Annotated in this window: 24 protein-coding genes; 7 read left to right on the forward strand and 17 right to left on the reverse strand. The window is 36.5% G+C overall.

All coding sequences use genetic code 11. From position 1 onward, the window contains the following. From IQ226_RS02435 to IQ226_RS02455, 5 genes are all read right to left on the reverse strand, one after another. Window positions 1–873, reverse strand: a complete 873-nt coding sequence (locus IQ226_RS02435; RefSeq protein WP_193891666.1) for a hypothetical protein — start codon at window positions 871–873, stop codon at window positions 1–3. 2 nt (window positions 874–875) lie between these two features. Further along, complete coding sequence (locus IQ226_RS02440) at window positions 876–3,323, reverse strand: hypothetical protein (protein ID WP_193891669.1); 2,448 nt, start codon at window positions 3,321–3,323, stop codon at window positions 876–878. Window positions 3,324–3,390: 67 nt separating this feature from the next. Continuing rightward, the gene (mntA, locus tag IQ226_RS02445) at window positions 3,391–3,843 is read right to left on the reverse strand and encodes a type VII toxin-antitoxin system antitoxin protein adenylyltransferase MntA (RefSeq protein ID WP_193891916.1); all 453 of its coding nucleotides are present in this window, start codon (window positions 3,841–3,843) and stop codon (window positions 3,391–3,393) included. A 30-nt stretch (window positions 3,844–3,873) separates the two neighbouring features. Further along, window positions 3,874–4,110 (reverse strand): DUF433 domain-containing protein, encoded by a 237-nt coding sequence (locus IQ226_RS02450; RefSeq protein WP_193891672.1) that lies wholly within the window; start codon window positions 4,108–4,110, stop codon window positions 3,874–3,876. A 147-nt stretch (window positions 4,111–4,257) separates the two neighbouring features. Then, entirely contained in the window at window positions 4,258–4,485 is a 228-nt protein-coding gene (locus tag IQ226_RS02455; RefSeq protein WP_039205093.1) for a hypothetical protein, read from the reverse strand. 110 nt (window positions 4,486–4,595) lie between these two features. Here IQ226_RS02455 and IQ226_RS02460 point away from each other — a divergent pair, with 110 nt between their 5' ends. From IQ226_RS02460 to IQ226_RS02470, 3 genes are all read left to right on the forward strand, one after another. Then, complete coding sequence (locus tag IQ226_RS02460; RefSeq protein WP_039205091.1) at window positions 4,596–5,462, forward strand: WYL domain-containing protein; 867 nt, start codon at window positions 4,596–4,598, stop codon at window positions 5,460–5,462. 230 nt (window positions 5,463–5,692) lie between these two features. Then, window positions 5,693–5,986, forward strand: a complete 294-nt coding sequence (locus IQ226_RS02465; protein ID WP_193891675.1) for a hypothetical protein — start codon at window positions 5,693–5,695, stop codon at window positions 5,984–5,986. Window positions 5,987–6,103: 117 nt separating this feature from the next. Further along, window positions 6,104–6,268, forward strand: a complete 165-nt coding sequence (locus tag IQ226_RS02470; RefSeq protein WP_193891678.1) for a hypothetical protein — start codon at window positions 6,104–6,106, stop codon at window positions 6,266–6,268. 1 nt (window position 6,269) lies between these two features. Here IQ226_RS02470 and kdpC read toward each other — a convergent pair whose 3' ends face one another. Genes kdpC through kdpA form a run of 4 tightly spaced genes read right to left on the reverse strand, consistent with a single transcriptional unit; the run spans window position 6,270 to window position 11,036 of the window. Next, complete coding sequence (kdpC, locus tag IQ226_RS02475; protein WP_193891681.1) at window positions 6,270–6,884, reverse strand: K(+)-transporting ATPase subunit C; 615 nt, start codon at window positions 6,882–6,884, stop codon at window positions 6,270–6,272. Beyond that, a complete protein-coding gene (locus tag IQ226_RS02480; protein WP_370567066.1) occupies window positions 6,884–7,078 on the reverse strand; it encodes a potassium-transporting ATPase subunit F in 195 nt (64 codons plus the stop codon). Before IQ226_RS02480 ends, kdpC begins: the two co-directional genes overlap by 1 nt. 36 nt (window positions 7,079–7,114) lie before the next feature. Next, the gene (gene kdpB / locus IQ226_RS02485; protein ID WP_193891688.1) at window positions 7,115–9,241 is read right to left on the reverse strand and encodes a potassium-transporting ATPase subunit KdpB; all 2,127 of its coding nucleotides are present in this window, start codon (window positions 9,239–9,241) and stop codon (window positions 7,115–7,117) included. 52 nt (window positions 9,242–9,293) lie between these two features. Then, window positions 9,294–11,036, reverse strand: a complete 1,743-nt coding sequence (gene kdpA, locus IQ226_RS02490) for a potassium-transporting ATPase subunit KdpA (RefSeq protein ID WP_193891691.1) — start codon at window positions 11,034–11,036, stop codon at window positions 9,294–9,296. A 244-nt stretch (window positions 11,037–11,280) separates the two neighbouring features. On the opposite strand from kdpA, the gene IQ226_RS02495 reads away from it, so the two are divergent. Both IQ226_RS02495 and IQ226_RS02500 read left to right on the forward strand, forming a co-directional pair. After that, the gene (locus tag IQ226_RS02495; protein WP_228039206.1) at window positions 11,281–12,330 is read left to right on the forward strand and encodes a sensor histidine kinase KdpD; all 1,050 of its coding nucleotides are present in this window, start codon (window positions 11,281–11,283) and stop codon (window positions 12,328–12,330) included. A gap of 19 nt (window positions 12,331–12,349) precedes the next feature. Beyond that, window positions 12,350–13,015: a response regulator transcription factor gene (locus IQ226_RS02500; protein WP_193891696.1), complete on the forward strand. Its 666-nt coding sequence runs from the start codon at window positions 12,350–12,352 to the stop codon at window positions 13,013–13,015. Between the two features lie 100 nt (window positions 13,016–13,115). Here the strand turns inward: IQ226_RS02500 and IQ226_RS02505 are convergent, their stop codons facing one another. From IQ226_RS02505 to IQ226_RS02540, 8 genes are all read right to left on the reverse strand, one after another. Continuing rightward, a complete protein-coding gene (locus tag IQ226_RS02505; protein WP_193891699.1) occupies window positions 13,116–14,387 on the reverse strand; it encodes a pitrilysin family protein in 1,272 nt (423 codons plus the stop codon). A 22-nt stretch (window positions 14,388–14,409) separates the two neighbouring features. After that, window positions 14,410–15,651, reverse strand: a complete 1,242-nt coding sequence (locus tag IQ226_RS02510; protein WP_193891918.1) for a pitrilysin family protein — start codon at window positions 15,649–15,651, stop codon at window positions 14,410–14,412. A 331-nt stretch (window positions 15,652–15,982) separates the two neighbouring features. Then, complete coding sequence (gene trmFO, locus IQ226_RS02515; RefSeq protein WP_193891702.1) at window positions 15,983–17,305, reverse strand: FADH(2)-oxidizing methylenetetrahydrofolate--tRNA-(uracil(54)-C(5))-methyltransferase TrmFO; 1,323 nt, start codon at window positions 17,303–17,305, stop codon at window positions 15,983–15,985. Between the two features lie 20 nt (window positions 17,306–17,325). After that, a complete protein-coding gene (locus tag IQ226_RS02520; RefSeq protein ID WP_193891705.1) occupies window positions 17,326–17,544 on the reverse strand; it encodes a type II toxin-antitoxin system HicA family toxin in 219 nt (72 codons plus the stop codon). Continuing rightward, the gene (locus IQ226_RS02525; protein ID WP_193891708.1) at window positions 17,537–17,767 is read right to left on the reverse strand and encodes a type II toxin-antitoxin system HicB family antitoxin; all 231 of its coding nucleotides are present in this window, start codon (window positions 17,765–17,767) and stop codon (window positions 17,537–17,539) included. Before IQ226_RS02525 ends, IQ226_RS02520 begins: the two co-directional genes overlap by 8 nt. A gap of 76 nt (window positions 17,768–17,843) precedes the next feature. Next, a complete protein-coding gene (locus tag IQ226_RS02530; protein ID WP_193891711.1) occupies window positions 17,844–18,179 on the reverse strand; it encodes a XisI protein in 336 nt (111 codons plus the stop codon). 21 nt (window positions 18,180–18,200) lie between these two features. After that, window positions 18,201–18,899, reverse strand: a complete 699-nt coding sequence (locus IQ226_RS02535) for a retron system putative HNH endonuclease (protein WP_193891714.1) — start codon at window positions 18,897–18,899, stop codon at window positions 18,201–18,203. Beyond that, window positions 18,896–20,158, reverse strand: coding sequence for an AAA family ATPase (locus IQ226_RS02540; RefSeq protein ID WP_193891716.1), 1,263 nt, complete (start codon window positions 20,156–20,158; stop codon window positions 18,896–18,898). Before IQ226_RS02540 ends, IQ226_RS02535 begins: the two co-directional genes overlap by 4 nt. A 201-nt stretch (window positions 20,159–20,359) precedes the next feature. Here IQ226_RS02540 and larE point away from each other — a divergent pair, with 201 nt between their 5' ends. Continuing rightward, window positions 20,360–21,166 (forward strand): ATP-dependent sacrificial sulfur transferase LarE, encoded by an 807-nt coding sequence (gene larE / locus IQ226_RS02545; RefSeq protein WP_193891718.1) that lies wholly within the window; start codon window positions 20,360–20,362, stop codon window positions 21,164–21,166. Between the two features lie 287 nt (window positions 21,167–21,453). Then, window positions 21,454–22,119 carry a hypothetical protein gene (locus IQ226_RS02550; RefSeq protein WP_193891719.1) on the forward strand — a complete coding sequence of 222 codons (666 nt, stop codon included), beginning with the start codon at window positions 21,454–21,456 and terminating at the stop codon, window positions 22,117–22,119. Window positions 22,120–22,132 lie beyond the last annotated feature (13 nt).

The following is a 22,132-nucleotide window of genomic DNA, read 5'->3' on the forward strand; positions in this document are numbered from 1 at the left end:
TTATGCTTGTAGAACTGTTTTCACGAAATTAGCAGAGTATTCTTGCAATTTTTCTAATGCTTTATCTCCTATCCATCTATCAAAATAATCATCATGGATATGGTCAATGTTATTATGTGGATATTGAGCAAGTCGCATAAAGTCGTTAATTGCAATTTCCGGGTCAATAATAGCAGGAGATATTACCGGACGTTTACCCTTGGGTACTAAATATCTATCCACTACTAAAAGGGGTATTTGCTGCTCATTTTCAGCAATAGAAATACCTTTGGGATTACCAGAACCAATGCGAGGTAAAGCATCTAAAAAAGCATAGGCAACAGATGAAAATTCTTTATCAGTTACACTCAACGCATGGTTAGAAACTGGGTAGAGAATACCAGGTTGATTATATTGGCGTTTGAATGGTATTGGTGTTTCATCTTTTTGGTTGACTAACCGTGAAGGGTGCATTGCACGTTGTTTATCTACTGGGTACAAATCTTGAACTGCAACACCACCACCATGAGTTACACGACCTATTAAAGTGCTTTTACCTGGGTCAAGTGCGCCATAGAGAGCGCAAATAGGACAATCTTGTTTAGCGCAGGTTTTAGGAATACCACATTTTTGTTTATCTCCTAATAGTTCACCAGTTTTCACTGGAGACCATAATAAACAACGTCTTTCTACACCTCTGCGTTTAGTAGGTGAAAGATAGCATTTTTCCAGAGATTGACCATCTTTTGTGGTTAATTTTACTGTTTCTACAACGTTGACGTTTACTTGTACTTCATCCCCAAAATATAGTTCTTGTGAACCTTCTAAAATTGCATAAATATCAAAATGAAAGCGGGGATTTTTGGAGTCAGTTGCATTTAATCCAGTTGTCATGATTATTTATCACCTGTTGTTTTAAGTTTGCGTACTAATTCAGGAAAGCGGGTGTATAGGGAAAGTTTTAGGTTATAGGTCAATTCATTCCATTCTCGGTCTTGACCATAACCATTTTCAGCAAAATAAGTATATGCTTTAATCACATCATCAGCGTAAAAAGTTAGCCAAGTTTGTTTTTTAACTTCGTCCTTTTCTTGTCTGTCTGAAATTTGTAATTTGGTTTCCAAAAAATCTTTAGCTTGGTCATAAATAAAGTAGTTATCATTGTTGCGATAAAGTCTGGCTTGTACAGTTTTCTTTTCTTGGTCGCCAAGAGTGGCGTAATAGCAAAAAGCAACTGCATCACCTACTTGTTCTATGATTTTGCTCATTTCTCTTTCAGCATCTTCTGTTTTCATAGATTTCTTAGTTGTGCTTTCTAGAGATTGAACAAAAGCATAAGTTAAGCCTGTTAATGCTGCGACATCTCGATATAATTGCGCTCTTTTAGAAAGCTGTTTGGATGAGTTCATATCCCCTTCAAGTATTTTACAATAAAGTTCTCGAATTTTTTCAAGCTGTAGTTTATTACTAACGTTTGCTGATTTAACTAGAGAATAATCAGCTAAAAATGGTAAATCTTGTTCTACATAACGGACTGCTTCTCCTAAATCATAATTGATATCTTTGCCAGAGATAATAATTGATTGTCCATAACATTCCATTAATCCTTTTATTAAAACTAAATGTCTGTTAGCTAACTTGATCTCTTTACTTCCTTGAGGAATGAGATAAAATTCAAAATCTGTTAATACTTCTGTGGGGAAAATAGAAGCAACTTTGGCTAGTGCATATTGCACTTGTCCTAATTTATCAGATGCTATATCACCACTAGCAGTTTTATCAGATGATAAGAGTAGATACTGACCAGAACTTAAATTTAATTCTTTAGTAGTCAGCATTCTAATGTACTGCTTTAATTGAAAATTAACAGATTCATTATTTTGATTAACATTTTTTAGTTTCAAAATAATGCTTTCATCTGTTACTTTCAGGGGGGAAGCAAAAGCAAGGGTAGAACAGGAAGCACAAATACAAGGACGGTCTTCACTTGATGAAGATTGACGACGCTGGGAAGGTCGTTCAAACATATATCTAGCAACTTTCCATTTAGCAGTTTTCGGATCAAGTTTAACTCCACAAGAGTAACAAAATTCTTTACCATCATCTCCTGGTGATCTTACCTCCATTTTGATTGGGGTTTCACTTAATAAAGGTTCTGGTTTAGGATCATAAGGTTGCTGTTTTTCTAGTAAGCGATACATTTCTAAAACACATTTGGCAAAAATATCGCCACGAGTAGAATTTATTTGATCTGTAGCTCTTTTATTAAACCTTGTAACAACATCAACAATATCTTTGAATTGTTCAGGATTATTTTTACGGTCTAATCGAATAAACTCAAATGGATTACCATTAGATATTTGAAGCAATGAGAGTTTTTGATGTACAGAATCCTTGCTAAATATTATCTGGGAAGATAGCTTTTCCTTTTGCTTGTTTAACTTATTAATTTGTGGCTTAGTTAAACTGTCTGTATTCAATTGATGTTTGATATCTTCTAATTCTTTCCAGATTGATTCTTGTTTTTTTAAAATAGAATCAAAGGATTTTTGAAAGTCTTCACTATATTTTTTTGCTTCCTCGTCTTGTTTTTCTTTTAATTGTTCTAGTTTCTTATCCGTAGTAGGCTTATTTTGCAAGCCATCTATTTTTCTTTGACGCTCAACTTGACGCTCTTGAACTTGATAAATAACTGCTAGGTAACAAGCAGCTAAAATATCAGTTTGTTCCTTACATATAATTGGAATTTCTAAGGTACTAAAACCCCGATCAGCTAAAGTAACACTATTCAGCAAAAGAATAAATGTCTGTGTTAAATCTTTTAACTGATACTTACTAAACCCATTTTTTGAAAAAGCTACCTCTTTTAAAAATTCATCCCAAAGTAAACTAAAATTTATTAATTTTTTTCTCTTGGGTGAAAAAACAATTACATGAGAGTCACTTTCATCTAATACAACTATATAATGTACTTTTTGTAAATATTCCAAAAATCTATCAATTGCACTTTCAATAGCTAATCTTGCTTGTAATTCTCCTGGTAATGGTTTCTTGTACAATGTTTGAATTTTACCAAGTTCTTGATTTTCCCAAGTCACAATATTGTTAGCTTGGAAATTTAGTATTGGTAATTGATCATTGGTTACATTGCGCTTTATCTTTATGTTTAATTGTCTGACTAATTTAGAATCACCAAATGATCTTGCAATTTCTAAGCTATTACCGTAATTTGCTAAAGTTCCTAGTAATTGAGAATTTATCTGATAATTAATAACATTTGCAGATAAAGCACTGAGGTATATTTTTAAAGTGTTATTTTGATTGGTAATTATTATTTCAGCCATTTTCTTCTTCCAACTTGATTAAATAAGAGTTGATTTGTCTAACATAAAGTGGATATTTATATATTTGTCATACTCCCCACCTTTGTAAAAAGTTCTCAATGTTTTCTAATTTAGTTTCTTCAATCTTTTTAATTTCTGTATTACTCAATAAAACTCTTTGTTGAAATTTATCAAACTCATCTCCTGGTTCTTCATATAATACCTTTCCATCACGAGCTACAAAATGTGCTATGAGTTTTGAACAATGATTAAGTTCTACAATATCAATTTTGTCAGAATTGATTTTGAATATTTCTCCTAAAATTCCAGGTATTGCAAATGCAGCTAATGGATTATTTTGAATGTATAAATTATATTTTTCTTCATCATATAAAACAGCAAAATCCCAGTCACTATTGGCGTTAATGTTACCTGTTGCTCTAGAACCAAACAGAACTAACATTTTTAAGTAAGGTATTTTTTTAAGAAGTCGTAAAGAAAGTTCTCGAAGTTCTGCAATTGTTGGAATTTTATCTTGCATTTTATCATTATCCATTTTTGTGATTAAAAATTACAATAAAGGTTCAACTCGTTCATGACCTACTAACCTCCGTGCATAAATTAAACAGGCTTGCACATCTTCCCTTTCTAACCAGGGATAAGCTTCTAACAAAGTTTCAATGGTATCTTCTGCGGCTAACATTCCTAAAATATGTTCAACAGCTAGACGACGACCACGAATGATTGGTTTACCTCCAAAGATTTGGGGGTTAAATGTGATTCTTTCTAGTAATGTTTGTTCGTTCATGGTTTACCTATTTAGCGAAAAATTCGTGATTTGTATCAATGGAATTTCGATAAAGTAAATTATCGGTCATAGTTTTTGACCTCACTAACTACTATTTTCAAGAAATGGGAGTAGGAGAAACTACCCCCAGTATGTCAGAAATTCTTTTTAAGCGTTGCCTATAGTGAGCAAAGCGATCGCTTTTGACTCAATTACCAGTCTATACTCATGCTGTTGTCCTTGAATACGGCGCTTATCAAATTGATAACCACGTTTCTTGAGGACGTGCATAGTTGCAGAAAAACGATGACTCACCTTTTCTACTAACTCATCTGTAGAATGCCAGCAAGCATCTGACATTACTTCCAGCATACGATCAGCTAAGTTTTCTTTCATAAGAACAAGTATCTCAATCAAATTACCCCAAAAAGTTATCTATTCACCTGGTATACAGATACAATAACTGTAAATAAGCAATATGTCAATAATGTAATTACATTTTGTAGATGTCCAGGAAAAAAGAAACAATTACACTGTCAATTCCCTCTGGTACAAAGGAACAACTGGAAGAAATCGCCCAAAAACTAGGTATTTTTTGGGGTAAGTCTCCCAGTATATCTGGACTATTGGTAGCGATCGCCCAACAAACACCAGAGACCAAAAAACTGTTCTCCCTCAACTCTGAACAAGTTAACGCCCTAGATCAAGCCTTCAAAGTTCTGGTTGATATAGGTAAAATTGCGGAATCTCAAACTCTGATCAATTTATTATTGGATTATGGCAATCTTGAAGCACCTTTACAACAGTCACTTATCCGGTTAGTTAACCAACCTAGTGATGCTTGGCGATTGCAAATAGATGAACTTTCTCAAAAAAAGCAGCCCTTTCAAATACTCTATGGCAACACTCAAGGCATAGACCTATCATTTACAGTTCGTTATGCGGAAATCACTTTTGAAGAAAAGCGTTTTTACTTAAATATTTGGTGTGATGAGACTCAAGATATCGCCAATACTGACTTTCCAGAACTCATACACAATCGCTGTTTACGTCTGGATAACATCAAAGGTGTTGTCCCAGTGAATGGACAATGGCGGCATGAAGGACTAGATTCCCTAAATGTATACTTACACTTTTATAGAGGTATGGTGAAAGCATATCAACCAAAATTCAATGATATCAGTAATGAAGAGATTGGGGAGGTACGTCAAGTGGTGAGAAAAGTATCAAACCCTTTTTGGTTATTGCGAGAAGTGATGGTTTATGGAAATGACTGTGAAATAGTTTCACCTGAAAACGTGCGATCGCTCATTCAAAAAAAACTCATTAACATGAGTCAAAATTATGACTTAACTGTATCACTCACCAGTTAATATCATTGCATAGCCAAGGATTGAGAAATACCTTACACCACAGCGAAAACCTAGATACGCAATCCAGTAGGGGCGGGGTCTCCCCGCCCTCAATTAGATTACATCCAAACAATAACCGCTATAGTGTAGTGTGTGGAGATTCCTATTCCTGTTACAATAATCTCTATTAGGGATTGACACTAACTGATCCTCACTACTAGCAAAATCTCTATTGGAGATTAAAAAACGTAATGTTGAACATCACAAACGCCAAGTTGAGCTTTTCTGGCAATAATGCTCTTAGTGAAAACGAAGCGATGAGAGAAATTGCTTACAGCATGGACTTATTAATTCCTGGATTATACTTATGGCTACCAGGAATACATATTCGCATTGGTGGTGATGTTCCTGATGATCAACCTTATAAATATCCAGGTAAGATTCATAGCAGAATAGGTATTGCTTTAGTATTGCCAGGGTACAAGATTTTTACATCTTACCAGGGAACTTATGACTCATTTGGAGAGGAGTTAAGAAAAGGATAGGTTAGTAACGTAAAAGATATTTAAATTGGATTGAATCCAATATGAGTTATTGCTTTACAAGTTATGAAAAGTATAGGGTAGTAAGATAAAAGATATTCATAATTTACCAGACTACCCATGACCCTCAACAAGCATCAAATACAGGGACTACCAAAGTTAAAATGTCAAACTTTAAGCGCAACTCAATTTGAGCAACTAATGATTGATGCTGGTTACTCAATATCAGGAACTGCGGCAGCCCAAGGTAATTTTGAACTTATTTTACTTTCATTATTTGTCTGATTTAACCTCCAGATTTTAAAGCATCCACAGCTAAATTTAACTTTAAAACATTGACTCCAGGTTCTCCAAAAATACCAAGAAAACGCCCATCAATATTCTGATTAATTAAACTTTCCAGTTTTTGTTCTTGAACTCCCCTGGCTTTTGCAACTCTGGCAATTTGCGCCCTAGCACCTGCTAAACTAATATGAGGATCAAGACTAGAAGCAGAAGTATAAACCAAATCTGCTGTCGGTTTTATTCCTGCTGTCTGTAAACCCTGAAAACCATCATTTCCCTTAATCCGTTCTATTAATGCTTTATTACTGGGAGCTAAATTACTAGCACCAGATATACCTGTTTTCAAAATTCCACTTTCATCCTTCTTTGGATCTGCTGTACTGTAATTAGTGGTACTGGGACGACCATTAAAATAGTGTTCAGAACTGAAAGGTTGACCAATTAAACCAGAACCAATAACTTGTTTTTGGTTATTAGTAATTAAACTCCCATTAGCTTGAGCAGGAAATACAATTTGACCAACAACAATCATAATCAATGGATAAATTAAGCCACCAATTATCCAAGTAATTAAAGTAGCCCGAATAGCCTGGTTTGCATCTCTAGTAAAACTCATTAAAATTTCTCCGGTTGAAACATTACAAAAAACAAATAAATAGACAGACTGAAAATTCCTACTCCTAATAATCCTAAAGCCCAAGCTTGTGAACGAGAAAATTGTTCAGATGTAGCTGCATAAACCATTGGAGCAATAATTAAATTACTGCTTATTCCTAAAAATAAATAAATCGGCAGTTGATGTTTGTGCATAATTTCTGATATTGCTATACTTCTCTTTATCGTCATCTAATGTAAAGGGAGAATCACATCAATTAATTTAATGGCAATAAAAGGCGCAATAATACCCCCAACACCATAAATAAAGATGTTGCGTTTTAATAATTGATCGGCGGTGAGAGGTAGAAACTTTACACCCTTGAGTGCAATAGGAATCAGTGCTGGAATAATTAAAGCGTTATAAATTAGAGCCGAAACTATTGCTGATTGGGCGCTTTTTAAGCCCATAATATTTAAAGCACCAATCCCAGCAGCACCAAAAATAGTGGGAATGATAGCGAAATATTTAGCAATGTCATTAGCAATAGAAAACGTAGTTAACGCCCCACGAGTAATTAGTAACTGTTTACCAATAGTCACCAAATCAATTAATTTGGTAGGATCAGAATCTAAATCCACCATATTAGCAGCTTCCTTTGCCGCTTGTGTTCCCGAATTCATAGCTACACCCACATTTGCTTGAGCTAAAGCTGGTGCATCATTAGTCCCATCTCCCGTCATTGCCACTAATTTACCTTGAGATTGTTCAGCCCGAATGACACTAATTTTATCTTCTGGAGTAGCTTCAGCAATAAAATCATCAACTCCTGCTTCCCTGGCAATAACACTAGCTGTAATGCGATTATCACCAGTGAGCATAATAGTTTTTACCCCCATTCTTCGCAGTTGATCAAATCTTTCTTTCAGACCAGGTTTAACAATATCTTTGAGATAAATTACCCCATAAATTTGGTCATTTAAACAAACAGCTAAAGGTGTACCTCCCAATAAAGAAACCTGTTCATAAGCCGCATCTAATTCTGGAGGAGCTTGAGTACCACGAGAACGGACAAAACCTTTAATTGCATCTACCGCACCTTTTCTAATTTCACTACCATCAGCTAAATTAATCCCACTCATACGGGTTTTAGCTGAAAATTCTACACCTTCAGCATGATCAACATCAACATCTGTAACTACCTGATATTTTTCTGCTAACTTGACAATTGATTTACCTTCCGGTGTTTCATCAAATAGACTTGCGATTCTGGCAATTCTGGCTACATCTTCTACAGAGTAATTATTCACAGGAATAAATTCATCAGCCATGCGATTGCCTAAAGTAATAGTTCCTGTTTTATCTAAAACTAAAGTATTAATATCGCCACAAGCTTCTACCGCTCTCCCAGAAGTAGCAATCACATTAAATTGAGCGACTCTATCCATACCGGCTATACCAATAGCACTCAATAAACCGCCAATAGTTGTGGGAATTAAAGCCACTAACAGAGAAATTAGAATGGCAATACTGGCACCATTGCGTAAATTATTCCCTGCTTCTTCCCCAAACACCACACTAATAAAATTAGCGATATAACCAGTAAAAGGAGGAAGAGTAGAAACCACAATTAAAAACACCTGGGTAAGAACTGCCAACAGCACAGTTAAAGCAATTTCATTAGGTGTTTTACTCCGTTCCGCACCTTCTACCAGAGAAATCATTCTATCAATAAAACCTTGACCAGGATCAGCAGTAATCCGAATAGTCAATTCATCGGAAAGTAAGCGTGTACCACCTGTAACTGAACTAGCAATATCCGTCCCCGGTTGTTTAAGTACAGGGGCAGATTCTCCCGTAATGGCTGACTCATCAACAGAACCCATACCTTGAGTAACTTCTCCATCAGCGGGAATCATATCACCTGCAATGATTTTCACTGAATCTCCCTTACGTAATTCCGTAGAGTTAGTAGTTTCAATCACCCCATTAGGTAAAATTTTCCGAGCCATAGTATCGGAACGGGTAGCTCTAAGAGTATCAGCTTGCGCTTTACCCCTTCCTTCCGCCACAGCTTCCGCAAAATTGGCAAACAAAACAGTGAAAAATAAAATCAGGGTAATTATCCCATTTAACAGTCGTTGTTGGTTAATATCAGCCTTGACAGTACCAAATAAATTAGGATCAAGAGTGACTAAAAAAACCACTATTGTCCCCACCCAAACAATAAACATCACCGGGTTTTTGACAGAAATGCGGGGGTCAAGCTTGATAAATGACTCACGAATAGCTCTTTGATACAATCCCTGCATATTTGCTTTCGGTGTATGCTTGCGGGAGTCACGAGTTCCATGAGGAAGACGAAGATTATTTGTCATATCTTTATTCTTTCTATCTTTGCGCCTTTGCGCCTTTGCGTGAGACTTTAACTTATAATCCTTTAGCGATCCAAAATGCTTCCCCGATAGGACCAAAAGCCAAAACCGGAAAAAACGTCAATGCACCCAAAATCAAAATTACTCCAGCAGTGACACTGGTAAATAATCCCGTATCAGTCCGTAAAGTCCCTGTCGTCAAGGGTACGCTTGGTTTACGAGACATATTATCTGCTAGTAACAATAAGCCTGTAATGGGGACAAAACGCCCTGCAAGAAGACTAAAACTGGCACTGAGGTTCCACCATAAAGCGGTGATAGTGGGTTTTGCTCCCATAGCTATGGCTAAAGGTGATGGTTGGGAGTCTCCTAAACCTTCGAGTCCAGAACCGTTGTTTGCTGCGGCTGAGGTATATTCATACAGCACTTGAGCAAAACCATGAAAACCGGGGTTACTGATTCCTGCTAGTTGGTCGGGAAAAGCTAGGGTGATTCCGGCTGGTATCATGATGGCAATGGGATGTACTAAAAGAATCAAAAAACTGGCCAGGACAACTTCGCGTTTTTCGATTTTTCTGCCTAAAAATTCTGGTGTTCTGCCTACCATTAAGCCTGTAGCAAAGACGGTTAATATGAGGTAGGTAAATAAATAAGCTGTTCCTGTTCCTTGTCCGCCCCAAATGATTTGGAGAAACATATTGGCAAAGGTAACAAAACCACCGTTGGGCATAAATGAATCAATTAAACTATTAATTGCTCCACACATTGTGGCAGTTGTCGCAACTATAAATAGGGAAGATTGCGCCCAACCAAATCTGATTTCTTTGCCTTCTAAGTTGGGTTGTGTACTTCCTAAAATGGTATTGATGGCTGGGTTGCCGTGATATTCTCCTATGGCGGTAATGATTATAAAGATGATGAAAATTATGCCTACCATGCTGTAAACTAACCAGGCTTGTTTGCTGTTGTTGGCAAATATTCCGTAGGTGTAAATTAGGGATGTGGGAATTAACAACATGGCGATAATTTCTATGAGGTTAGAAAATCCGTTGGGGTTTTCATACGGATGAGCAGAATTAATGGCAAAAAATCCGCCGCCGTTTTCTCCTAGTTGTTTGATAATTTCTAAATGGGCAACTGGTCCGCGAGCGATCGCCTGACTAATGCTAGGATTTTCTAAGGTGGGAAATACTGCTGGTCCGGCTAATGTTTCTGGTACTCCCGCTATTATTAGGAATATTGCTCCTACTATACTTATGGGTAACAATATTCGCGTCATTGAACGAATTAAATCTACATAAAAATTGCCTAACGGTCTGCCTGTTAATCCTCTAATAAATGCTATACCTACCGTTAGTCCTGTGGCGGCGGAGGTAAACATTAAATAGCCAATTCCCCAAATTTGACTACCATAACTGAGATAAGTTTCTCCTGAATAATGTTGTTGATCTGTGTTGGTCAGAAATGATATGGTTGTATGTAAAGCTGTATCCCAGGTCATCCCACCAATTTGTGTGGGGTTGAGAGGTAGCCATGCTTGATTTATGAGGATGAAAAATATTAAACATCCCATAACTAAGTTGCTGTAAAATATGGCTGCTGCATATTGCCAAGCGGTCATATCTTGTTTACTATGAACACCAATGAGCAGGTAAATTAATCTTTCAAGTTTGTCAAATATAGGGTCGAGAATTGTCCTCTGTTCTTGGTAAATACGCGCCATATATTTTCCCAAGGTAGGTGTAATGCCTACTACTATGAGTAGAGTTAATGCTATTTGTATCCATCCTTGAATCATAATTTTAGACTAAGAATATAGTCTGATTGAATAACCAATTTCTATAATTCATTGCTTTGTAACTAAAAACAAGATTCGCAAGGTATATTTTGTGTTTAGCTGGATGTTTATTTTTTCTATATCTGGCGTTTATGGTGTTTAGTTTTTTCTAAACGAACAAAAAGATCCCCGACTTCTTAAAGAAGTCGGGGATCTGAAACCTTATTCTATTAGTTATTTACAAATCATGAAATTCCCTATTCTTATGACTTATTTATCAATGAAATTTTTAACTATTTTTATGCTTTTTTTGATAATTATAGTTATGGAGTTTTCTACACCAAATGATTATGTATTTGGATATCTCTACACTGGGGCGATTTTATTAGCTAGTTTCTGGTTTGGGCGAATTGCTACTATCCAAACAACTTTTATGTCTGTGTTTTTAACGATTTTGAATCTGGGTTTACCTGGCAGCGAGGAGATTCATTTTTATACAATTGCTAATCGAGCGATCGCTATTGTAGCACTAATCATCACTGGCTTTTTAAGCGATAGATTACGTCTTTCCCAAGATGCAATTATTCAACAACAATCAAAGTTACAATCACAAGAACAATTAGCCAGAATCAGAGAAGATTTTGTTTCTACTCTTACCCATGATTTAAAAACTCCACTTTTAGGAGCCATAGAAACTATTAAGGCTTTTCAACAAGAAAAATTTGGTGCAGTTTCCCTCCGTCAACAAACTGTTTTAGCCACAATGGCACGTAGTCATTCAACTTCCTTGCAATTAGTAGAAACCTTGTTAGATGTTTATCGCAATGATACAGAAGGTATTAAATTAAATTTAGCTCCTGTGGATTTGACTATTTTAGCGGAAGATGTTACTTCCACTCTCAGAGAATTAGCCGTAAATCGTCGTGTTTATTTCTCATTTAATTATGGTGATTCTGATTGGAAAAAATCCTTATGGGTAAATGGTGATGCTTTACAATTACAACGAGTTTTTAGTAATCTGATAGTTAATGCTATTAATCATTCTCGTCGTGGTGAGCGGATTGAAATTATTTTACAAACAACATCTTCCTATCAAGTCGTAAAAATTGTAGATAGGGGTGCTGGTATTCAATCAGAGGAGTTTGTTCACTTATTTACCAGATTTTATCAAGGAATTAGTCAAGGAAAAGGTTCTGGTTTAGGTCTTTACCTATCTCGACAAATTATTGAAGCTCATGATGGTACAATTTGGGCAGAAAATAGATTACCTCATGGTGCTATTTTTGCCTTTAAGCTGCCTATTCTTCCTAATTAATTATTCTTAATCATCTGAAATGCTATCTACCTCTATCAAAATTCTTTTAGTCGAAGATGATGAACTTTTTCGCTTGGGTTTGCACGTGCGACTACAACAAGAAACAGGATTAGAAGTTATTGCTGAAGCTGAAGATGGTGAAACCGCTATTGAATTGGTTAAACAACATCCTGTAGATGTGGTACTTTTAGACGTAGGACTACCTGGAATTGGCGGTATTGAGGCTTGTCAGCAAATAAAGTTACAGTATCCCAAATTACCAGTTTTAATTCTTACTTCCCATTCTCAAAAATCCTTGATTTCTCAGTTAATTGCCGTTGGCGCTCAAGGTTATTGTCTTAAAGGTATCGCTGCGGAAAAATTAGTTTTAGCTTTGCGTTCAGTTACCGCCGGTGCTTCCTGGTGGGATGAAACCGCAACTCAAGAAATTCGTTCTGGTTATCTTGGAGAACAGTCTCATGGGGATAATACATCTTATTATCCCCATCCTCTCACTCATCGGGAGTTAGAAATTCTCTCTTTGATCGCCACAGGGAAAACCAATCAAGAAATCGCTGATTTATTATATATTACATCGGGAACAGTCAGAGTTCATGTTCATACTATTTTACATAAGTTAGATGTTAGCCATCGAACTCAAGCTGTAATGGTAGCTTTGGACAAAGGTTTAATTAAAGGTTGCTGAAAAAGTCTTTTGATTAGGGCTAGGAGGTAGGGGCGCAGGGCCTGCGCCCAACCAGGATTAATACGCCACGCTACGCTATCAGCAAACCATATTTAAGGTTTTACAAAGTAGCCGTCTGAATGGCTTCTTCTGGTCCAACTAAAGACAGATAAGGTGCTTGTAAATATTTACGAGCGGCGGTAATTGCTTCAGTTGCAGTCACATTATTAATTAATTCGGGAAACTTTTGATCAAATTCAATTCCTAAACCTAAAATTTCATACCAGCCATATATTTGAGCAATATGTCCATTAGTTTGTTTACCTAACGCATATTGACCGATAATTTTGTTTTTAGCAGTTTGTAACGCTTCCGCTGATAGTTCGGTGGTACATAATAATTCTACTTCTTGGCGGAGTCCATTAAAAGCAATTTTGGTATTTTCCGGTGCAGTGCCAATATAAACGACAAAGGCAGCGGGAAAAAGTCGAGTTGAATAAATAGCAGATACGTCATAAGCTAAACCTTGCTTTTCTCGTAATTCTACAAATAAACGACTAGAAAGACCATTACCTAAATAGGTAGCAAGTAACTTGAGAGCCGCATATTCTGGGTTAGTTACTGATGGTCCTAAATAACCCAACATGATAATTGATTGTTGTGTATTTAGGGGTTGAAGACAGGGTTTGGGTGATGCGGTAATTGACGGTAAATTAAGAGTCGGTTGAGCGGAATCTGGTATTTCCCAATCACCAAAAATTGTTGTGACTAATTTCTCAGCTTGTTCTGCTGTAATGCGTCCAGCAATACTAATGACAATATTATCAGGACGGAAATGAGTTTGATGATATTCTACTAAGTCAGCCCGGGTAATGCTACTCATGGTTGTTTCATCACCTAAAACTGACAGCGAGTAGGGATGATTTGGGTACATTACCTGACGCAGTTGTTCAAAAGCCAGGTTAAAAGGCTGCTCCTTTTGGGAACGAATATCTTGGATTGCTAACCGTTTTTCTAGTTCTACTTGATTTTCGGGAAAAGTAGGCGATCGCAATAATTGTCCGGCTAATGTTAAAATATCAATAAAATCAGCAGTTACAGTTTTCAAAGATAGCACAAAATAATCTGTAGCCGCATCTGTCCCTAAACTAGCCCCCACAGATTCGACTTTTTCAGCAATTTCTAAACTTGATAAACCATCACATCCCTTTGTCATTACCGCTGATAACAAATGCGCTAACCCAGCTTTTTCTCGCTGTTCATAACAACTACCAGCGCGAATAAAAATCCGCCCCGCAATAATATCAGCAGCCTGATTTTCTGATACTAATAAAACAATGCCATTACTTAATACAGTGCGATGAATTAGAGAGCGACTATTAATAGTTTGCATTTTTAATTTCACAGGTTAATAACTAACAAGGTTGGAGAATTGTCACGGCATAATTAGCTGGTGAAAGATACTGTTGAGCTAATTTTTGCAGTTCTTGAGGATGGAAAGACTGGATTTCTTGAGGATAGGTAACAGCTAATTCAGCGTTAGCAATGGTATGATAATAACCATAGAAATTAGTTAGCTGATTTGGCGTTTCTGTAGAAAAAGCATAATCATTACATAAAAACCTTTGAATACGATTTAGTTCTGACGTGCTAATTTCTTGATTTTGTAATGCTTGTAAATGGTCACAAATCAACTCTTCAACTCGTTCCAGATATTCTGATTCTAACCAAGCTGTAATTGTCAATAAACTTGATTCTTGTTGTAGAGAAAAATTACAGCAAATGTCCTGCACAAGTTGCTTTTCTTCCCGCAAATCAGATACTAGCCGAGAAATTCTCCCTGATCCTAACAGCACTGATAATAATTCTAAACCATGAACAGCCCGCAATTGTTCTGCTCCTGGAACTTTCCAACCCATCATTAACCGCGCTTGTTCCAGTCTGGGTAAAATTAACTCATGACGACGAATGCCCTTAATTGTCGGCACTGTAACTTTAGTAACTTGGGGACAATGATCCCGTTGAGGAAAATTTGCAAATGTCCGGTTTACCAACTCCCGCGCAGCTTTTTCACCAATTCCCCCCACCACAACCACAGTCATATTTTCTGGTTGGTAATAACTGCGATAAAAGCAGCGCATAGCTTCCGGGGAATGCTGCATTAATTCTAGCTCAGTCCCTAGCACAGAACGTCCATAAGGGTGATGTTGGTAAATATTTTTCACAAGAGATTGAAAACCCACCCAATCAGGATCATCATTGTAAGTACGGATTTCTTCTAGCACTACATCCCGTTCTCTGATAAATTCATCGTCAGGAATGGCTGCATTCAGGAGTAATTCGCCTAAATGGGGGAGAGTATGCTCTAGATGATTAGCCGCAGTTGTAATGGAATAATGGGCGTAATCGTGGCTAGTTGCGGCATTACTCACCCCGCCGATTTTTTCAATGTGATAATCAAATTCTCCAGGCAGCAGGTTTGGTGTACCCTTAAAAATCATGTGTTCTAGAAAATGTGCCATTCCAAACCAAGGTTCTGGTTCTAGGTTAGTTCCCGCACGCACCCAAACGTCAGCTACCACTACGGGTGTAGTGGATATCTCTTGGTGAATGAATGTCAAGCCATTATCTAATTTGATGACTGAACCGGGAAACACGTTGTTAGTTAGTTGTTTTGACAATTTCTATAGTTTCAAGCACAATATAATCTTGTCATTCTAACCTTGATTTTCACAACTTATACCAATTTTATCTGAAGCTGCACAGAATAATCGTCATCATTTATCTGCGTTTATCTGCGTTTATCTGCGGTCAATAATTCTTGATATCTTATTCTATACAGCTTTATCTTAAACTAAGAACGAACCGCAGAGGACGCAGAGGACACAGAGAAATCAGGGTTTGAGGGGTTTTTTGCGTCAGTCCTAAATTTGATGATATGGACGTTCCATGGAACGTCTCTACATTATTGATCATCAAATGTCTGATTTAAACGGCTAGATTTTCCCTTTTCCAAGTTGCTAAATCTGCTAAGGATCTATCCCGGTAACGTCCATATTTTTCCGGTTTACTCTTGATTTTCACACCCAAATCTGGAACAATCCCAAAGTTAGGAGCCATCGGTTGAAAATGCTTAGGTGCAGCGGATCTGATAAACTCAAATAATGCCCCCATCATGGTTGTCACAGGCAAAATTAGCGGTTCTTTTCCTAAAGCTAACCTAGCTGCATTTGTTCCCGCTAACCAACCTCCCGCAGATGCAGCGGTATAACCTTCTGTTCCGATTAACTGTCCCGCAGCTAATAAGGTGGGACGTTCTTTAAATTGCAAAGTTGCTAACATTAACTGCGGTGCATTTAAAAAAGTATTGCGGTGCATTACTCCTAATCTGACAAATTCGGCTGTTTCTAACCCAGGAATCATTTGAAATACTCTTTTTTGTTCACCCCAGCGCAAATTAGTTTGAAATCCTACCATATTCCAAAGTTGACCGGCTTTATCTTCTTGTCGTAATTGAATTACCGCATAGTTACGTTCTCCTGTACGAGGATCAGATAAACCCACTGGTTTCAGGGGACCATAACGCATGGTATCTTCTCCTCTTCTGGCCATTTCTTCAATTGGTAAACAAGCTTCAAAAAATTTCGCTGTTTCTCTTTCAAAGTCTTTTAATTCTGTTTGTTCAGCTTGACAAAGTGCTGATCTAAATTGTAAATACTGCTCTTTATTCATGGGACAATTTAGATAAGCTGCTTCACCTTTGTCATAGCGAGAAGCCATAAATGCAATATCTTTATTGATAGAATCTCCCGCAATAATGGGACTTGCAGCATCAAAAAAGTTGAGGTATTCCATGCCCGTAAATTGTTGTAAATCTGCGGCTAAATCGGGACTGGTTAAGGGTCCTGAAGCTAAAACGACAATACCTTCGGGAATGGCTGTAACTTCCCCCCGTCGAAAATCAATTAAAGGGTGATTGGCTAGGGTTTTGGTCAAATCTTCCCCAAATTGTCCTCTGTCCACCGCCAAAGCCCCTCCAGCGGGGACTGCGTGTTCATCTGCTTTAGAGATGACAATAGAACCGAGTTGGCGGAGTTCTTCGTGTAGGAGACCGGCAGCGCGATCGCTCGCCATTGCCCCGAAAGAGTTACTACAGACCAATTCTGCCAAATTTTCCGTATGATGGGCAGGACTGAAGCGTTTAGGGCGCATCTCGTGGAGAATCACAGGCACACCAGCTTGGGCTATTTGCCATGCTGCTTCTGTCCCTGCGAGTCCGCCGCCTATTACTTGTATCGGTTGTTGTGTCATAGTGATTTTAGATAAAATGATTATTCAAATAAAGAACGAGGTAGTTGAGATTGCCGAATAATTGACATTATTGTACCAAGTTTAACAGATGAGTGATTAGGTACAATAGCAGTGAGAGTAGAGTCTTCTATTGCTTTTTGCATAACAACATGACTTCCTTTTTGTCTAACTTCTGTAAAGCCATTGTCTTGTAAAATTTTACAAATTTCTTTACCTGATAGTACGCGTAATTTACCCAACAGAAACCTCCAAATTAGTAATAAAAATTTCGCTTTTGAGACGATTTTTTATTTCTGAAGGTGAAGCAAATTCTAAAAATAATTCAATTGCTTCTTTTAAATTATCTTTTGATTCCTCAATGGTATCTCCTTGACTAGCAATATCTAATTCTGGACAAAGGGAAACATACCCATTGTCTTCTTTTTCAATAATTACAGTAAATCTTTGTTTAATAGTTGGCATGGAATATGTAAACTCCTGAATATCTTTATATTATTATACTGCTTATTGTCAGATATTTTAAATGCTTAATTTCAAATTAAGAAACAGCATATTCTGAATGTTGTCGCAGTGCAGGATAGTGAAAGCCAATGACAATTTCTTGTTTAGAGATTCCCATTGCTTCTAGTTCTTCACCAACATCAATATCTGTATTATTTTCCTGTAGCCAAATTTTTCCATCTTTGATATCAAAATGAAATATACAGGAATGAATTCGGCGTTTTTTATCCCAACCAGTTCGCAATAAAAGGTAATGATCATTTTCTGTATCAAAGATCAATTGGGTTTCCATATTTTGATCTTTTGATCCATATTTTGCGTATTGGGTGAGAAATTCTCGCAAACATTGGCGATAGAAATTTAGTCTATCCATAATTTTATTACCTTCTTTACTTTATGATTTTATGTTTTCATCTGTGTTATCAAAGTAAGTTTTAAGAATATAAATAATTGCAGCACAAAACGGTGTTAATTGTTCATTGGAATCAAATTTTTGATAACCTTGAATTAGTAATTCAATTTCTTCCTGAGAACATCCATCAATTAGTGGTAGTAGCTTTTGAATTTCTTTACGTCTTGATATTTGTAATATAGGTTGATTAAGTCCCAACTTATTAATTGTTTCCTTTGCAGCATCTATCATTATAGAATTATTACTGTGTAAAATTTCTCCAAAACCTGTATATCTAAAATATTCCGGACAGTTTTCTAATAAAGGAGAAACTGTCAAATCAGCATCATACCAACTATCTTTCTTCGGTCCACAGTGTTTTTGTGCTGGAGGTATTTTTTGGGGATTTTTCCAGTCTGGTGCATCACCTTCTCCCGGACAAGAAGCTAAAAAATTAGAGTATTCTAGTTTTAAATTTTGGTAGTGTTTACGCGGTTGAAAATGTTCAATATGACTAACTTCTATTGTAATACGAACTCCACAGTAGCAACATATATAACCTTGTTCTTTTAGTAATTCCTTATGTACATCACTTTTTTCAGGGTTCTGAAAGTTTTCCCAAGTAGGTTTCCAATCATCATTTTCTTTAGCTTTCCACTCAGAAAAACTCGATGGTTCTAAATTCTTTCTAATATACTTCATTTACCCAAAATCTCCCTTCTTCTAATCAGCACATCTGCACTTGCAAATTCTGGCTCATCATATCCAATATCTTGTTCAAGACTTTGTTTTAATTTGCGAGCTTTAGGAATATTACCATCATCAATTAATCTAAACAACTCTAGAAGACGATTTTTAATTTCTTGTTTACGTTCAGGAACATCCATTAAATGTTCTAATATTTGATTACTATCTCTACCATAGGAACTTTGAGGACGTTGGGCAACTATACCATTCTCTGTTTTTTCTAAAATATAAATTCCTTGAGGTTTAATTTCCCCAATTACTTGCGGTGAATGGGTAGTAACTATAAATTGACAATGGGGAAAAGTTCTAGTTAAAGCTGGAATAATTTCTCTTTGCCATTTTGGATGTAAATGTAGTTCAATTTCATCAATTAAAACCACTCCGAAACCATCAAGCGGATTTTCTAAACCTGGGTTAGCGATCGCTAATCTTCTCGCTAAATCTCCTACCATTGCTAATAAGCATTTTTCACCATCAGATAATTGATTAACTATCAATTCTTCACCATCTTTTTGTAATGTCATTCTTAAAGGAGAACGACGGACACGCAATTTAGTAAAATTGGAAATTAATGAAGATATGGCTTGTCTAACTGCTTCTAATTGTTTATCTCGATAATCAGGATTATTTTCCAGACGTAATTCATTTTCTAAATCTTCTTGTTTTCTAAACCATTCAAAGAAAATTCTAAACTCACTTCCTGTACCACTGAGTGCATTTTCATAAGTATCTATTTGTTCAAATGAATGTTGTTTGCGAATTTTTAAGGGAATATCCAGAACTGCACGATTAGTTGAGTAATAAATAATAACAGGAAGATTGTATTCCTCAGATAAGGATGAGGATAATTTATGTTTAATATTTTCAGTAATCTTGTTTATTTCAGATAAATTTGTACTTGTATCTTTTATCCGTCCTTTTTTAACCTTAGTCAAAGACCAAGTAAATTTTTGAGATTCAAAATCAGTTATTATTTCATTATGAGTTTCATTCTTATCATTTTTTATGTCTTCTTCTGTAAATAACCTTCCTGAAGCTGTTGAGTGTTGAATAGCACTAGAAAAGCGCGATAATAGAATAGCTAAACAATCAATAATACTTGATTTACCTACACCATTAATACCAATAAAAACGGTTGGTTCTTTTTCATCAAAATCTATTGTCAAATCACCAATTCCGCGGAAAGATTGCATTTGTAGTCGTTTAACTCTCATAGTTTTTAATAAAAATTAGCGAAGTTTATGACATTTTATCTCATCTTTGTAATTTACTCAGTAGCAAGTAAAGAATAGATTATGAAGAATATTATAATCCGTAGTTGACGTATTGGGTGATAAATTCTTGAGAATATTGGTGATCTAATAATAACTAATGATTAAAATAGAAGTGGTTAGGCGTTATGGGGTTTTAGGAAGATGAGTTGGACAGAAAAACTAGAGCAGTTAAAAGAGTTATTTACAGAAATGGATCAGGCTTTAATAGCCTATTCGGGGGGAGTTGACAGTACATTGGTGGCTAAGATTGCTTATGATGTGTTAGGCGATCGCGCTTTGGCTGTAACTGCGGTTTCCCCTTCTCTATTACCAGAAGAATTAGAAGACGCGAAAATTCAAGCCGCAACCATTGGAATATCTCACAAAGTTGTCCAAACACAAGAAATGGACAATCCCAATTACACATCTAACCCAGTCAATCGTTGTTATTTTTGCAAAAGCGAACTACATGACACCCTCAAACCCTTGGCTTTAGAGTTGGGTTATCCCTATGTGGTAGATGGTGTAAATGCAGACGATTTACATGATTATCGTCCCGGAATTCAAGCCGCAAAAGAAAGAGGTGCGCGATCGCCTTTAGCAGAAATGGGGGTGACTAAAACCGAAGTCCGGCAAATTTCCCAACAACTAGGTTTATCTTGGTGGGATAAACCCGCTCAACCCTGTTTAAGTTCGCGCTTTCCCTACGGTGAAGAAATTACCATCGCCAAATTACAGCGAGTCGGTAGAGCCGAAATTTATTTGCGAAACCTGGGATGGCAGAATTTACGAGTCCGTTCCGAAGGTGATACAGCCAGAATTGAATTATCACCAGATAAAATTAAAGATTTTGTCTCAACTACAGATTTACCAACCCTAGTATCCGCATTTCAAAACTGGGGATTTATCTATGTCACCTTAGATTTAGAAGGTTATCGTAGTGGTAAATTAAATCAGGTCTTACCGTAAATTGCTGTTACAAACTAGTACAACAAGGTATAAATAGGGTTTGCTGAATAAGTTGCCTGTGAAGGCAGGGAACAGGGAACTCTTAACTGGGAACAGTGTCAACGATCTGGATATCCTCAATTTTCCAAATCCGACAAAGAAAAATGCACCTATTTTGAGACACCATCAGCCAAAACCTGGCACTTTTTTGTGATAAAAATCCGCGAAAGCCTTATTAATAAATGGTTTTAGCTTTATTCAGCAAACCCTAAATAAACCAACAATTCTCAATTAAGGTATTCTTACAAATGTACCGTAATCGCTATTTTCCCCAAGTCTTTGTCTTTATTTTCATGATTACTAGCTTGCTTGCTTGTAGTGTAACCGAAAATAGTACATCTGCAAATGCTAGAAATCCCCAAGGGTTACAGTTAAGCACAAATAAGTTACCTCAATCTATTTCTCAAGCAGTGCTAAGGGATGCTTCTAGAGTTTCTGGGTTGAAGATTCCTAATTTGCAAATTACTCAAATTACATCTACTAACTTTAGTAATCCGTGTATTTTTCAATTTAGAGAAGTTTGTACAAAGGAATATAATCCTATTCCGGGTTGGATTGTCATTGTGCAAGTGCAAAAACAACCTTGGATTTATCATGTCAATAAATCCGGTTCACAAATTCTTTTAGATCCGAAAATTAGCAATAATCAATTACCGAGAAAAATTGCTAATGGGGTTTTGAGTGATGCTTCTAAACGTTCTGGTTTAGCAATAAGTTCTCTGAAAATTACCCAAGCAACCCAGAAAACTTTTAGCAATTCCTGTGTGTTTAATTTTGGTGAAGTCTGCGCTCAAATATTTGATCCCATTAAAGGTTGGGAAGTAATTGTTAGGGTCAAAAATCAATCCTGGACTTATCATGTAGATATAACTGGTACCAGCATTGTTTTAGATCCTCAAATTACTAAAATTTAAAAGCACAAAAAGG

The organism is Dolichospermum sp. LEGE 00240 (genome assembly GCF_015207875.1).
GTDB lineage: Bacteria > Cyanobacteriota > Cyanobacteriia > Cyanobacteriales > Nostocaceae > Dolichospermum > Dolichospermum gracile.